12 protein-coding genes are annotated in these 12,730 nt (G+C 56.2%); 2 read left to right on the forward strand and 10 right to left on the reverse strand.

Going from position 1 to position 12,730, the window contains the following annotated elements; all coding sequences use genetic code 11:
- Both secF and I3V23_11980 read left to right on the forward strand, forming a co-directional pair.
- Complete coding sequence (secF, locus tag I3V23_11975) at window positions 1–969, forward strand: protein translocase subunit SecF (GenBank protein ID QPI85249.1); 969 nt, start codon at window positions 1–3, stop codon at window positions 967–969.
- 21 nt (window positions 970–990) lie between these two features.
- Complete coding sequence (locus I3V23_11980) at window positions 991–1,344, forward strand: Mth938-like domain-containing protein (protein ID QPI85250.1); 354 nt, start codon at window positions 991–993, stop codon at window positions 1,342–1,344.
- Here the strand turns inward: I3V23_11980 and I3V23_11985 are convergent.
- The 10 genes from I3V23_11985 to secG all read right to left on the reverse strand — a co-directional run bounded on the left by I3V23_11985 (window position 1,341) and on the right by secG (window position 12,554).
- Window positions 1,341–2,717, reverse strand: a complete 1,377-nt coding sequence (locus tag I3V23_11985) for an aminotransferase class III-fold pyridoxal phosphate-dependent enzyme (GenBank protein ID QPI85251.1) — start codon at window positions 2,715–2,717, stop codon at window positions 1,341–1,343. The two genes, I3V23_11980 and I3V23_11985, sit on opposite strands and share 4 nt — an antisense overlap.
- A 144-nt stretch (window positions 2,718–2,861) precedes the next feature.
- Window positions 2,862–4,088, reverse strand: a complete 1,227-nt coding sequence (locus I3V23_11990; GenBank protein QPI85252.1) for an aminotransferase class I/II-fold pyridoxal phosphate-dependent enzyme — start codon at window positions 4,086–4,088, stop codon at window positions 2,862–2,864.
- A 132-nt stretch (window positions 4,089–4,220) separates the two neighbouring features.
- Window positions 4,221–5,522 carry an FAD-binding oxidoreductase gene (locus I3V23_11995; protein ID QPI85253.1) on the reverse strand — a complete coding sequence of 434 codons (1,302 nt, stop codon included), beginning with the start codon at window positions 5,520–5,522 and terminating at the stop codon, window positions 4,221–4,223.
- Entirely contained in the window at window positions 5,519–6,886 is a 1,368-nt protein-coding gene (locus I3V23_12000; GenBank protein ID QPI85254.1) for a glutamine synthetase, read from the reverse strand. Before I3V23_12000 ends, I3V23_11995 begins: the two co-directional genes overlap by 4 nt.
- Window positions 6,883–7,572 carry a type 1 glutamine amidotransferase gene (locus tag I3V23_12005; protein ID QPI85255.1) on the reverse strand — a complete coding sequence of 230 codons (690 nt, stop codon included), beginning with the start codon at window positions 7,570–7,572 and terminating at the stop codon, window positions 6,883–6,885. Before I3V23_12005 ends, I3V23_12000 begins: the two co-directional genes overlap by 4 nt.
- 66 nt (window positions 7,573–7,638) lie before the next feature.
- Window positions 7,639–8,973 (reverse strand): glutamine synthetase, encoded by a 1,335-nt coding sequence (locus I3V23_12010; GenBank protein ID QPI85256.1) that lies wholly within the window; start codon window positions 8,971–8,973, stop codon window positions 7,639–7,641.
- Between the two features lie 74 nt (window positions 8,974–9,047).
- Window positions 9,048–9,485: a TerB family tellurite resistance protein gene (locus tag I3V23_12015; GenBank protein ID QPI85257.1), complete on the reverse strand. Its 438-nt coding sequence runs from the start codon at window positions 9,483–9,485 to the stop codon at window positions 9,048–9,050.
- A gap of 40 nt (window positions 9,486–9,525) precedes the next feature.
- Complete coding sequence (locus I3V23_12020) at window positions 9,526–10,314, reverse strand: 23S rRNA (adenine(2030)-N(6))-methyltransferase RlmJ (GenBank protein ID QPI85258.1); 789 nt, start codon at window positions 10,312–10,314, stop codon at window positions 9,526–9,528.
- Window positions 10,315–10,334: 20 nt separating this feature from the next.
- Window positions 10,335–11,978 carry a CTP synthase gene (locus I3V23_12025; GenBank protein ID QPI85259.1) on the reverse strand — a complete coding sequence of 548 codons (1,644 nt, stop codon included), beginning with the start codon at window positions 11,976–11,978 and terminating at the stop codon, window positions 10,335–10,337.
- A 192-nt stretch (window positions 11,979–12,170) separates the two neighbouring features.
- Window positions 12,171–12,554, reverse strand: a complete 384-nt coding sequence (secG, locus tag I3V23_12030; protein ID QPI85260.1) for a preprotein translocase subunit SecG — start codon at window positions 12,552–12,554, stop codon at window positions 12,171–12,173.
- Window positions 12,555–12,730: the final 176 nt, after the last annotated feature.

Consider the following 12,730-nt stretch of genomic DNA (forward strand, 5'->3'; position numbering starts at 1 on the left):
ATGAAACGTCTGAGACTGGTTCCAGAAGTCACCAATATCGACTTCTTCCGTCATGCCCGTATCACGTTTGGGGCCTCAGTCGTGGCGGTGTTTCTGTCCATTGGGGTTTGGTTTGCGCTTGGTCTGAATTTCGGGATTGATTTTTTGGGTGGCACGACCATCCGTGCCGAAAGCTCGACCCCTGTCGATGTGGGGGCCTATCGTGAAGCCCTCAGCCCGCTGGGCCTTGGCGATATCGCGATTTCCGAAGTGTTCGACCCAAGCTTTGGCGAAAACCGCCATGTGGCCATGATCCGAATTCAGGCACAGGCGGGTGAAGAGTCTGTTACACCCGAGATGATCGCGGCGGTTGAAGCCGCATTGCAAACCATCGCGGCGGATATGACCTTCCCATCGGTAGAATCCGTTGGCCCCAAAGTGTCAGGTGAATTGATCACCACAGCCCTCATTGCGGTGGGCGCCTCCCTTGCGGCGATTTTGATTTATATTTGGCTGCGATTTGAGTGGCAATTTTCGGTGGGTGCAATTGCGGCGCTGGTGCATGACGTTCTGCTGACCATTGGCCTTTTTTCCCTTCTCCAAATCCGCTTCGATCTGGCGACCATTGCCGCGATTCTGACGATCATCGGTTATTCGATCAACGACACGGTGGTGATTTTTGACCGCCTGCGCGAGAATCTGATCAAATACAAAAAGCGCGATTTGCAAGATGTGATGAACCTATCGGCCAATGAAACACTCAGCCGCACCTTGATGACATCCGGCACCACCCTTTTGGCGCTTTTGGCGCTGCTTGTTCTGGGGGGGGATGTGATCCGCAGCTTCGTTTTTGCGATTTTCTGGGGTGTCATCGTTGGCACCTATTCCTCGATCTATGTTGCAAAGAATGTGGTGTTGATGATTGGTGTAAAGCGCGATTGGTCAAAACCAGACCAGAAGGCAGGCACGACCTTCGCGGAAAAAACCTAATCCGAAGGGGGCGTATTGCCGATGGAACTTAACGAGGTGCGCTATAATGGCGGCATGCCGATTGATGGATATGGCGCAGGCTTTTTCCGCATTGACGGGGCGGTCTATCACGGCGCTCAGCTGATCTTGCCCAATGGGCGGCAGGATTGGGGCGGCTATGATGATCCCGCGCCCCTGCTTGCAGCGGCGGGTTTAATTGATGTTTTGCTGATTGGCACAGGGGCGGAGATTGCGCATATCCCCGCCAAACTACGCGCGGCACTTGAAGGCGCGGGATTGGGTGTTGAAGTGATGGGCAGCCCCTCAGCCGCGCGCAGCTATAATGTGCTGCTTGGCGAGGGGCGGCGCATCGGTGCGGCCCTGCTCCCTGTTTAGGCAACCTCCCGAAACACGGCGTTCAATGCGCTGTTCAGCTTGTCGCACATTTCGTCCATTTGCTCATTGGTCAGATTGAACGGCGGACACAGAACCACGGACTGTCCCAAGGGGCGGCAAATCAAGCCGTGATCCGTGCAGGTGTTGGCGATGCGCTCACTGACCGATAAATCAGAGGCAAAGGGGGTTTTTGTGGCGCGATCCTGCACCGCCTCAAGCGCCCACATATAGCCGATCCCGCGCAACTCGCCGATATTTGGGTGCTTCGCGATCTCGCGAAGACCTGCCTCCATGCGGGGTGCGCCGATCTTCACCATATCGGCCAATCCCTCGTTCAGAACCACATCGATTGCTTTAAGCGCAACGGCGCAGCCCACAGGATGGCCTGAGGCGGTGAAGCCGTGCGGAAATTCCTCGACCGGGTCGATGGTGGCTTGCAGTCGCGCGGATAATTCTGGCCCTAAAATCACCGCGCCCATCGGGAAATAGCCTGCGGTCAGCGCCTTGGAGGAGATAATCGCATCAGGCACAAACTGATAAGTGTCGCATCCCCATAGGTTGCCCGTGCGACCAAAGCCGCAGATCACCTCATCTGCGATGAGAGGGATGTTATGCTTGCGCAAGATCTCTTGCACGATCTGGAAATAGCCTGCTGAGGGGGGGATCACGCCGCCTGCACCCATGACGGGTTCTGCGAAAAACCCTGCGATTGTATCGGCGCCTTCGCGCGCGATGACCTCCTCCAATTCTGTGCCAAGGCGGGCGCTGAATTCTGCCTCGGTTTCATCTGCGCGCCCTTCACGCCAGTAATGCGGACAAGTCAGGTGGATGAACCCCTCCATCGGAAGACCAAAGAGGCTGTTGTAAGGTTTGCCTGTCATCGAGGCTGAAACCGCGGTGACGCCATGATAGGCATTCTTGCGGGTCAGAATCTTGCGCCCCTGTGGCCGCCCCTCGGCCTGTGTCATGAACCATAGCATCTTGACCATGGTGTCATTCGCCTCAGACCCAGAATTGGTGTAAAACACCTTGCCGCTATCAAAGGGGGATACCTCAATCAGACGTTCAGAGAGAGCAACAGTCTGATCTGACATCCGCCCGAAAAAGGCGTGATAGCCAGGAAAGCGGTCATATTGCGCCTTGGCGGCTTCGGCCAAACCTTTGTGATCAAACCCCGCCACCATATTCCACAGGCCAGAGTTCGCGTCCAAATAGCGTTTGCCGTTTGTGTCGAACACATAAGGCCCCTCGCCATGGGTTAAAACGACAGTGCCACGATCCCGAACGGATGGCAGATCGGTAAAGCCATAAAGACTATATTCTTCAGCGCGGGCTTCCCATGAATTGAGCGGGCTATGATCATGCGCGGGCATCTGGTCACTCCTTCAAGCGTGTCTGTGCAGAGGCTAGCGCCGCATCTGCGCTGCTGCAATTGGGCAAACGCGCCAAAGCCATAATAAAAAGCCCGCGCAAAATTGTGCGCGGGCCTGTCTTGCTATTGGATCAGGGGTGCTGCGTTACGTGCCGTAGGCGGCCTCCTCTGACCCCATCACATCTTCGGCCGCCATCACCAGCGCGTTAATGATAAAGTCAAGCTCGCTGCGTGTCAGGCGGGCAGGCAGGCGCACATCGCAGGCGCGCATCAACATCGCGCGCGTCTTTGGCAGATCAGGCATCTCACCGGGAATGAATTGCCAGTTCCAAAACGCACGGGCATTGTCGGTCGATAGGCCAAAGACCTGCACCTTCACGCCGCGTGCTGCTGCTGCATCTTGAAAGGCGACCGCATCCTCATCACGCGCAAAATCCACCAGATTAAACTGGATAGAATCTGGTGCGCGGGTTTCGGGCGCCAAGGCAGGGGGAACATTCAGCCAAGGTGATTTGTTCAACTCACCCGCGACATAGTCGTGATTGGCAAGGCCATCGCGCACACGGCGCGCCAATTCAGGCAATTGCGGACGGATCACTGCGGCAGACAGGTTTTGCAGGCGCATGTTGTAAAGCGGCAATTGGTTTTGCCAACGCGCAAAGGCCTCAGCCAATTCTGGGTCATTTTGACCATTCGGGCCTTTGTGCTTTTTCCAATTATGTTCATAGGCCCCTGACATGATCACAGCGCGGGCAATCAGGTCGGGATCATTCGAGATTAAAATCCCTCCTTCGCCCGCGTTGATCATTTTATAAGATTGGAAAGAGAAACACCCAACTTTGCCAAGGGTGCCAATTTTTTCGCCATGCCACAGCGTGCCAAGCGAATGGGCCGCGTCCTCAATCACGGGGATATTGCGCGCGTCACAGAGCGCCTTGATGGCATCCATATCGGATGTATGGCCGCGCATATGGCTGATCAAAACCGCATCAATGTCTTGGTCGATCTTGGCTGTGAAATCGTCCAAATCAATGCGGTAGTTTTCACCCACTTCGACCAATACAGGCTGCATCCGTGCATGCACGATGGACGAGGGAACAGCGGCAAAGGTGAAGGCAGGAATAATCACCCGCGCGCCCTGTTTCAGGCCAAGCGCCTCGAGCGATAAAAACAGCGCGGCGGAACAAGAAGACACCGCAAGCGCGTATTTCACGCCCATCAAATCTGCAAATTCGCGTTCAAGCAGCGCAACAGGCGCATCGGCGGGGGCGGTGTAGCGGAACAGGTCGCCAGAGTGCAGAAGGCGGTCGATCTCGGCACGCGCGGCTTCGGGGATCGGTTCTGCGTCATAAACATTTGGCGCAACGGTCATGATTTCACCTTTTTGAAAAAGTCCCTTTCAAAAATCTTTACATAAAACGCGGTTCAAAATCTAGCGAAGCTTTTGTGACACTGGGGCGGTCAGGGCAATTCGCCATGCGTCTGTGGCATCAGTGCCGCAGCGCTAAATTCCCAATCGGTCGCGCAAAGCGAACCACGTCATTGCAAGGGCAAGGATTGGCGCGCGCAATGCGCTGCCACCTGGAAAGCGGGGCGTGGGAAGGGTTGCGAAGGTCTCAAGCCCGCGCCCATCCCCTAAAATGGCCTCAGCCATGATGCGCCCCGCCATGCCTGACAGCGCAACCCCCTGTCCCGAAAACCCGCCAGCAGCGATGATATTGGGCGCAATGCGCTTGACCATCGGCAAACGGGTGGGGGTGATGCCAAGCGCGCCACCCCAAACATAGTCGATCTTCACCCCCTCAAGCTGAGGGAATAGGCGATGCATCCGTGCGACAAGCGCGGTGGCGATATCATCGGGAAAGCCAATCGAATAGCTTTCCCGCCCGCCGAATAAAAACCGCCGATCTGCGCTGAAGCGATAGTAATTCACAACGAATTTGCTATCCGCCACGGCAATATCTTGGCCCAGCACCTCTTGCCATTTTTGGGGCAGGGGTTCGGTCGCAGCAATGAAACTGTTAATGGGCATCACGGCCGCATTCACCTGCGGCAGAATATTGGGCAGATACCCATTTCCTGCGACAATCACCTGATCTGCTGTGACACTGCCCTTAGCGGTTTTCAGGGTTGCCTTTGCCCCGCGGACAATTTCTGTCACCTCGCTGCATTCGTGGATGACCGCCCCTTCGGCCTCGGCTGCACGGGCAAGGGCTTGGGCATAGGCCAAGGGGTGTAGATGTCCGCCGCTTGGGTCAAGCGTGCCGCCGCGATAAAGCGGGGATTTGACCAATTCCGCAAATTGGGAACGATCCATCACATGGATCTCATGGTCATAGGTGCGGGCCATATAGTCAGCCTCGCGGGCCAATTCATCCCGCTCGGCCATGCTATAGGCGCCATGCGTGATCCCTGAGCGATATTCTGCTTCGGGCGCGTGGGTCTCGCAAAAATCGCGCAGGTTTTTCTTTGCCGCTTCGCTAAGGGCCCATAAGGCGCGGGCCGCATCAACCCCAAGTCGCGCCTCAAGCCAATCTTGCCCCTTGTTAAAGCCAGAATGCACCTGCCCGCCATTGCGCCCCGATGCCCCAAACCCCACGCGATGCGCGTCTAGAACCACAACCCGCACGCCACGGCGGGCAAGGGTTAGGGCCGCCCAAAGACCTGTGAACCCTGCGCCCAAGATGGCCACATCGGCGCGGATCGTGTCGGCCAATGCGGGCCGATCAGGCGCGGGGGGCACTGAGGCCGCATACCAAGAGGGGGCATGATGTCCCGAAATGTCGTTGCGATAAAGCGGGTTCATACGTTCAACAAAAGATGCTCGCGTTCCCAAGGGCTGATAACTTGCAGGAATTCTTTATATTCGAGGTCTTTGACCGTCTTGTAGACGCTACAAAATTCAGGCCCGAGGATTTCGGTCATTGCCGCGTTTTCCACGAATAAATCCAAAGCATCGCCAAGACCGCGGGGAATATTGTCATCGCCTTGATAGGCATCGCCTTTGAATTCTGCGCTTGGCATTTTACCCTCGTGCAGCCCGATCAAACCGCAGGCCAGAGAGGCGGCAATCCCAAGATAGGGGTTGCAATCCATGCCTGGCAGGCGGTTTTCGACACGGCGGCTTGCAGGGTCAGACACGGGCACACGCAGGCCTGTCGTGCGATTATCGCGCCCCCATTCAAGGTTAATGGGGGCTGCGAAATCAGGGACATAGCGGCGATAGCTGTTTACATATGGGGCCAGTAGGGCAATCGCAGCAGGCAGGTTGTTTTGCAGCCCTGCTATGAAATGTAGAAATTCGGGCGTTTCATCACCTGACAGGGTCGAGAAGATATTTTGCCCTGTGGCCATATCCACCACTGAATGATGGATATGCATCGCTGAACCCGGCTCGCCCTCAATCGGTTTCGCCATAAAGGTGGCATAGCAGTTGTGGCGCAACGCGGCCTCGCGGATCATGCGCTTGAAATAGAAAATCTCATCTGCCAATCGCACAGGGTCGCCATGGCGGAGGTTCAACTCAATTTGGCCTGCGCCGCCCTCTTGCAAAATACCATCAATCTCAAGGCCCATGGCTTCGGCAAAGTCGTAGATATCGTCAATCACAGGGCCATATTCATCGACCGCAGACATGGAATAGGCCTGTCGAGCGGCAGCCCGCCGCCCTGAGCGGCCCATGGGTGGCTCGATCTCGCGGGCGGGGTCGGTGTTCGGGGCCACGAGGTAGAATTCCATCTCAGGCGCCACAATCGGCGCGAGCCCTTTGGCGTTATACATTTCGACCACGCGGCGCAGCACATTGCGCGGAGCAAAGGGCACCATCTGACCCTGTTGGTCATGAATGTTATGGATCACCTGTAGCGTCCAATCGGCTGTCCATGGCGCAGGCAGGGCAGTATCCCAATCAGGGGTCAGCACCATATCAGGTTCAGTGAACCCATCGGGCGAGGCATCCGCCCAATCCCCCGTGATCGTTTGGAAGAAGATAGAATTGGGTAGGTAAAACTGGGTTTGGCCTGCAAATTTCTGGCCGGGCATGGCCTTGCCACGCGCAACACCTGCAAGGTCGGAGACGATACATTCCACCTCGTCCAAGCGGCGATTTTCTAGAAAACTGCGCGCAACCTCAGGAAGTTTGTCAAGAAAACTGTCATAAACGCTGCTCATGCAGGCACCTTGGCGCTTTTGAATAGGCTTGCCATCTGTTCAGCCAAAATCCCGTTATCGGTGGGGGCTGAAAGTTCGGCTTTGGCGCGCTGCAAGAGGGGGTCGGGCACAATCCCTTGACCCCGATGCGCAATCAATCCCGCAATCACATCAGCCCCGAATTCTGGATGGGCCTGCACAGTAAAGGTATGCCCCCCGTAAGACAGCATCGCATGGGCGCAAAATTCATTCGAGGCAAGGGTTTCCGCCCCCTCACAGGGGGTAATGACCTGATCCTGATGCCATGCGTTCAAATGCAATTTGCGGCCATCTTTGAGGTGGTATTCTTGCCGCCCGACACACCAGCCGCCTGAAAATTTTTCAACCCGCCCGCCAAGGGCCTGCGCGATGATTTGGTGCCCGAAACATACCCCAATCAACGGAATGCGCGCGGCGTGGATGTCGCGGATCAATGCCTCGAGCGGCGGGATAAAAGGATGATCCTCATAGACCCCATGACGTGAGCCCGTAATGAGCCACCCATCGGCATCAAATAGGCCTGTGGGAAACTCCATATCGACCACGTTATAGACGCGGAATTCGAAATCTTGCCCGTCCAAAAGCTGGGCAAAAAGCCGCGCGTAATCGGTGAAATCAGGTTTTAATTCATCAGGCATATGGCCTGTTTGTAAAATGCCAATGATCATGGGTGGCCTGTAAAAAAAGGATATCCAAAGGCTACGCCGCCGCGCATCGTTCGGCAAGGGGGCAGTTTAGACAGTGTCGAGGTAGAGTTGCATCTGCTCTTCGGGTGAAAGTTCGGCCATGTAATGCATCTCTTGACGCTTGGTGGCGAGGTAGTTTGCGACCAACTCCCGCGGAAAGATTTGCGCGGTCATCTGGCAGTCTTCAAAGGCCGCGATGGCCTCACCCCATGTGGTTGGCAAATGCGGGCTTGCCGCATCATAGGCGTTGCCATGGGTGGGCGTGGGTGGTGTGAGTTTGCCCTCAATCCCTGTGAGTGCCGCGCCAAGGATACTGGCCACCAAGAGATAGGGGTTCACATCACCCCCCGCGACCCGATGTTCGATCCGCCGCGCGGCAGGCGCGCCAGAGGGAACCCGCAGCGCGGTTGTGCGGTTCTCATAACCCCACGCCAAAGCAGTTGGGGCGTGGGCGCCTGGCACAAATCGATCATAGCTGCTGGCATGGGGGGCGAAGATCAGCATAGACCCTGCCATCCCTGCCAAGCACCCCGCAATGGCATGGTGCAGCGCCTCTGACCCTTCAGTGCTGCCATTGTCGAAAATATTGCGCCCCTGTTGATCAAGAACCGAGAAATGCATATGCATTCCGTTGCCCGCGTAATCTTCGTAGGGTTTGGCCATAAACGAGGCGGCAAAGCCATATTTGCGCGCAACACCTTTGACCAAAAGCTTGAACAGCCACGCGTCATCCGCCGCCTTCAAAGCATCGGATTGGTGCATCATATTGATCTCGAACTGTCCAGGGCCTGCCTCGGAAATCAATGTGTCGGCGGGTATATCCATCGCCTCGCAGGCATCATAAATTTCGGTAAAGAACTGATCAAAGGCATCAAGCTGCCTGAGGGCCAGAATTTCGGCTTGATTGCGTCTTTTGCCTGAGCGGGGCGATGGCGGCACGCGCAAGTCGGGGCCGCGATCATCGATGATGTAGAATTCCAACTCGGTGGCCACAACAGGGGTCAGGCCAAGCGCCTGATACCGATCTAGAACTCGCGCCAGCGCGTGGCGCGGATCACCCGCAAAGGGGCGGCCATCTTCGTGGAACATCCAAAGCGGCAACAGCGCGGTTGGATTGCTCAGCCACGGCATTGGCACAAAGCCCCGCTCGGTCGGCAGAAGCAGACCATCGGGATCACCGCTTTCAAAGACAAGCGGGCTGTCATCGATATCTTCGCCCCAAATATCAAGGTTCATGACGGAGAAGGGAAAGCGTGTTCCGTCTTCCCATGCTTTTTGCGCATAAAGCCGCGCAATCCGTTTTCCGCGCGGCTGACCATTGAGATCAGAGGCCGCAACGCGGATCGTTTTGATCTCTGGATTATCGTTGAGATAGCTGCTCATGCGCCCAGTCTAGCGTGGCATTTTTGAAATGGCAGCGAAATTCGCGCAGGCTTGCGCGTAATTTATGCGCTTGCCTAAAGTTTGGCCACACGTTGGCGCGCAAGGGCGCTGTCGCGGTCGTTGATCCCCAACATAGGCGCCACCATACGCAATAGCGCGTCCTCATCCGCGCTGCGGTGCCCATCGGCTAAGGCAATCGCCCAAAGGGCCTCAATCACCACGATCCGATCTTCATAGGCGACCGACTCCTTGATGGCGCGTGTAAAGCGCACCGTGTCTGGGGCTTCTGCTTCAACCGCCTCGGCCTCATGGATCAGGGCGTCAATGCCTGACGGGTCAAGCCCGTAGCGCGCCGCTAAGGTTTCCGCGATTTTCGCGCGTTCTGCTTGGGCATAATCGCCGTCACTGCGCGCAAGACGCACGAGTAATGCGCAAAGCGCCAGCCGCGCATCGCTGTCAGTGATGGGTTCTGGTTTGGGTGCGCCAAGGCGGCGAAGGAGATCTGCAAACATAGGCCCCAATATAAGCCGTTTTTGCGATAAGAGAACCCGCCTATTGCGCCTTGGATTTTGCAAACACCGCTGCAATCTTGGCCAATGCGGCCTCCATGCCGAAAGGCGGGTTGAGAATAAACAGGCCCGAGCCAATCATCCCATGCCCTTCGCGGGCGGGGGGGAAGGTCTGGCGGTGGAGCATCGCATCAGTAAAGGTTTGGCGTAACTCTGTTTCCATCGGCTGATGGGCTTTGTTTGCGAGGATCGGATACCACAAGATTATAATCCCAACATTCCATTTGCGCGCCAACTGCCCCATGATTTTTGGGATGCGGGCATAGTCGGTCTTCACCTCATAGGAGGGATCAATCAACATCAGGCCACGCCGTGGATCAGGCGGGCAAATGGATTGCGCCATCTCGAACCCGTCTTGGCGATAGAGCTGCGCCCCGCCCGCTTGGATCATTGCCGCCTGCAGGGCAGCATGTTCCTGAGGATGCAATTCCGCGAGATGTAAATTATCCATAGGCCGCAATAATTCAGCCGCTAAAAGGGGGGAACCCGCATAGGCCTGAGGGCCGTATTTTGCGGCAATTTTTTCCTGCAGGGCCGCGTAAGGATGATCTGCTGCAAAACCTGCGCGCAAGCGGGCGATGCCTGCCGCTGCTTCGCCCGTTTTTACGGCTTCGGGGGCGGCAAGATCATAAAGCCCCCGCCCCGCATGGGTTTCGATATAACTCAGCGGTTTGTCTTTGCGCGTCAGGTAATCCAACACCCATGCGAGGGCCGCGTGCTTATGCACATCGGCCAAATTGCCCGCATGATAGATATGTTGATAAGACAGCATCGCGGGCCTGTCAGGCAGGCTTAGACAAGCCTGCTGACATCCTTGGCTGCCCGCACAAAGTCACGGAACAGCGGGTGAGGTGCGAAGGGTTTCGATTTCAATTCTGGATGGAACTGAACCCCGATATACCACGGGTGGTCTTTGATCTCGACAATCTCGGGCAGTTTCCCATCGGGCGAAAGGCCCGAGAAAAGCAGACCGCATTTTTCAAGTTTATCACGATATTTGATATCGACCTCGTAGCGGTGGCGATGGCGTTCCTCGATAGCAGTTGTGCCATAGGCCTCGGCTACGCGGCTGCCTTCTGCGAGAACCGCATCATAAGCACCCAAACGCATCGTGCCGCCTTTGTCATCATCTGATTTGCGGGTGACTTTATAATTGCCCTGCACCCATTCTTTGAGGTGATACACAATCGGCTCGAACCGCTTTTGACCCGCTTCGTGATCAAATTCCTCCGACCCTGCTTTGGCCATGCCCGCCAGATTGCGCGCAGCCTCGATCACCGCCATTTGCATACCCAAGCAGATGCCCAAATAGGGGATCTTGCGGGTTCGGGCGAATTCTGCAGCTTTGATCTTGCCCTCGGTTCCGCGCTCACCAAACCCACCAGGGACAAGGATCGCATGGAAGCCCTCAAGATGTGGCGCAGGATCTTCGCGGTCGAAAATCTCGGCATCAATCCATTCGGCGCGCACTTTGACGCGATTGGCCATGCCGCCATGGGTCAGCGCCTCGGCGATAGATTTATAGGCATCTTCCAACTGCGTGTATTTGCCAACAATCGCCACGCGCACTTCGCCTTCGGGATTGTGAATGCGATCTGACACATCTTCCCAACGGCTGAGATCTGGTTTCGGGGCGGGGGCGATTTGGAAAGCATCCAACACCGCCTGATCCAACCCTTCACGGTGATAGGCCAAAGGCGCATCATAAATCGTGCTGAGGTCTTGTGCGGCAATCACGCTATCGGGGCGCACATTGCAAAACAGCGCAAGCTTCTCGCGCTCTTTGCGCGGGATCGGCCCCTCAGACCGGCATACCAAAATATCGGGGGCAAGCCCGATAGAGCGCAGCTCCTTTACGCTGTGTTGGGTGGGCTTCGTTTTCAACTCACCCGATGCTTTGATATAGGGCAATAGGGTCAGGTGCATAAAGATACACTGGCCACGCGGGCGCTCTTGGCCGAATTGACGGATCGCCTCAAAAAACGGCAGGCCCTCGATATCGCCGACCGTGCCGCCGATTTCGCACAGCATGAAATCCACTTCATCCTCGCCGATGGCGATGAAATCTTTGATCTCATTGGTGACGTGGGGAATCACTTGGATGGTTTTGCCTAGGTAATCACCACGGCGCTCTTTTTCCAAAACGTTGGAATAGATACGGCCTGATGAGACGCTGTCTGTCGCGCGGGCAGAGACGCCTGTGAAGCGCTCGTAATGGCCCAAATCCAGATCGGTTTCCGCACCATCATCGGTCACGAAAACTTCGCCATGTTCAAAGGGCGACATCGTCCCAGGATCAACGTTGAGATAGGGGTCAAGCTTGCGCAAACGCACGGTGTAGCCACGTGCCTGTAGCAATGCACCAAGCGCGGCTGAGGCGAGGCCCTTGCCAAGCGAAGAGACCACACCACCCGTGATAAAAATGTATCGTGCCATATACCTGTATTCTCCCGCGCGGGCTATTTTGTCTGTTGGAAACAGACCGCGTTTGCCACCTGTATCACGGGATTTGACCGTATCAGGATTCGTGTCCTTAGGGCAAGCGGTCAGCGCTATATCATGTGGCTAAAAATAACAAAGACCCAATATTTATTGGGTCTTTGCGGTGAATTAATTTTAGATGCTGCGTTATTCCGCCCGTGGCGGTAGCGCGGGCGCATCCCCCAGTGCTGGGGGCAGAAGGCTATCTGCCGCAGGCGCGTTGTCGGTTGTGCCATCGGTTGCGGCCCCGTCAGCGGGGGCTGATGTGCCAATGCGGTCTAGCACAGATGTGGTGGCCGAGTTTTGCGCCGCCAAAATGGTCAATGTAACCGATGTAATCAAAAACGCAGTCGCAAAGGCCCATGTGAGTTTGCTGAGGGCTGTTGCCGCTTGGCGGCCTGTCATAAGGCCACCGCCTGCACCACCGCCGCCACCAAGGCCCATGCCGCCCCCTTCGGAGCGCTGCAAAAGCACCACGGCAATCAAGCAGATTGCGAGGATAAGATGGATGACGAGAACGATATTTTCCATGAGCGGCCTCAGGTGCGTGTCTGTAACAATCCGTCACTTTTCGCGGCTTACTTAGGGGATGCGACCCGCCGCCGCAAGCCAAGAGTTTCACAACTTTAAGGCGAATTTGGTGAATATTGCAACACATATGACAGTTCCATGACCCAAGGATGCGGGCCCGTCCCGCGTTCTGCCGC

This window comes from Rhodobacterales bacterium HKCCA1288 (assembly GCA_015693905.1).
In the GTDB taxonomy this organism is placed as follows: domain Bacteria; phylum Pseudomonadota; class Alphaproteobacteria; order Rhodobacterales; family Rhodobacteraceae; genus M30B80.

Excerpts from the sequence above, each read along its gene's own strand:
- I3V23_11985 (QPI85251.1), bottom strand. The coding sequence starts at position 2,717 with ATGCCCGCGCATGATCATAGCCCGCTCAATTCATGGGAAGCCCGCGCT.
- I3V23_12005 (QPI85255.1), bottom strand. The coding sequence starts at position 7,572 with ATGATCATTGGCATTTTACAAACAGGCCATATGCCTGATGAATTAAAA.
- secF (QPI85249.1), top strand. The coding sequence starts at position 1 with ATGAAACGTCTGAGACTGGTTCCAGAAGTCACCAATATCGACTTCTTC.
- I3V23_11995 (QPI85253.1), bottom strand. The coding sequence starts at position 5,522 with ATGAACCCGCTTTATCGCAACGACATTTCGGGACATCATGCCCCCTCT.
- I3V23_11990 (QPI85252.1), bottom strand. The coding sequence starts at position 4,088 with ATGACCGTTGCGCCAAATGTTTATGACGCAGAACCGATCCCCGAAGCC.
- I3V23_12000 (QPI85254.1), bottom strand. The coding sequence starts at position 6,886 with ATGAGCAGCGTTTATGACAGTTTTCTTGACAAACTTCCTGAGGTTGCG.
- I3V23_12020 (QPI85258.1), bottom strand. The coding sequence starts at position 10,314 with ATGCTGTCTTATCAACATATCTATCATGCGGGCAATTTGGCCGATGTG.
- I3V23_12010 (QPI85256.1), bottom strand. The coding sequence starts at position 8,973 with ATGAGCAGCTATCTCAACGATAATCCAGAGATCAAAACGATCCGCGTT.
- I3V23_12015 (QPI85257.1), bottom strand. The coding sequence starts at position 9,485 with ATGTTTGCAGATCTCCTTCGCCGCCTTGGCGCACCCAAACCAGAACCC.
- I3V23_11980 (QPI85250.1), top strand. The coding sequence starts at position 991 with ATGGAACTTAACGAGGTGCGCTATAATGGCGGCATGCCGATTGATGGA.
- secG (QPI85260.1), bottom strand. The coding sequence starts at position 12,554 with ATGGAAAATATCGTTCTCGTCATCCATCTTATCCTCGCAATCTGCTTG.
- I3V23_12025 (QPI85259.1), bottom strand. The coding sequence starts at position 11,978 with ATGGCACGATACATTTTTATCACGGGTGGTGTGGTCTCTTCGCTTGGC.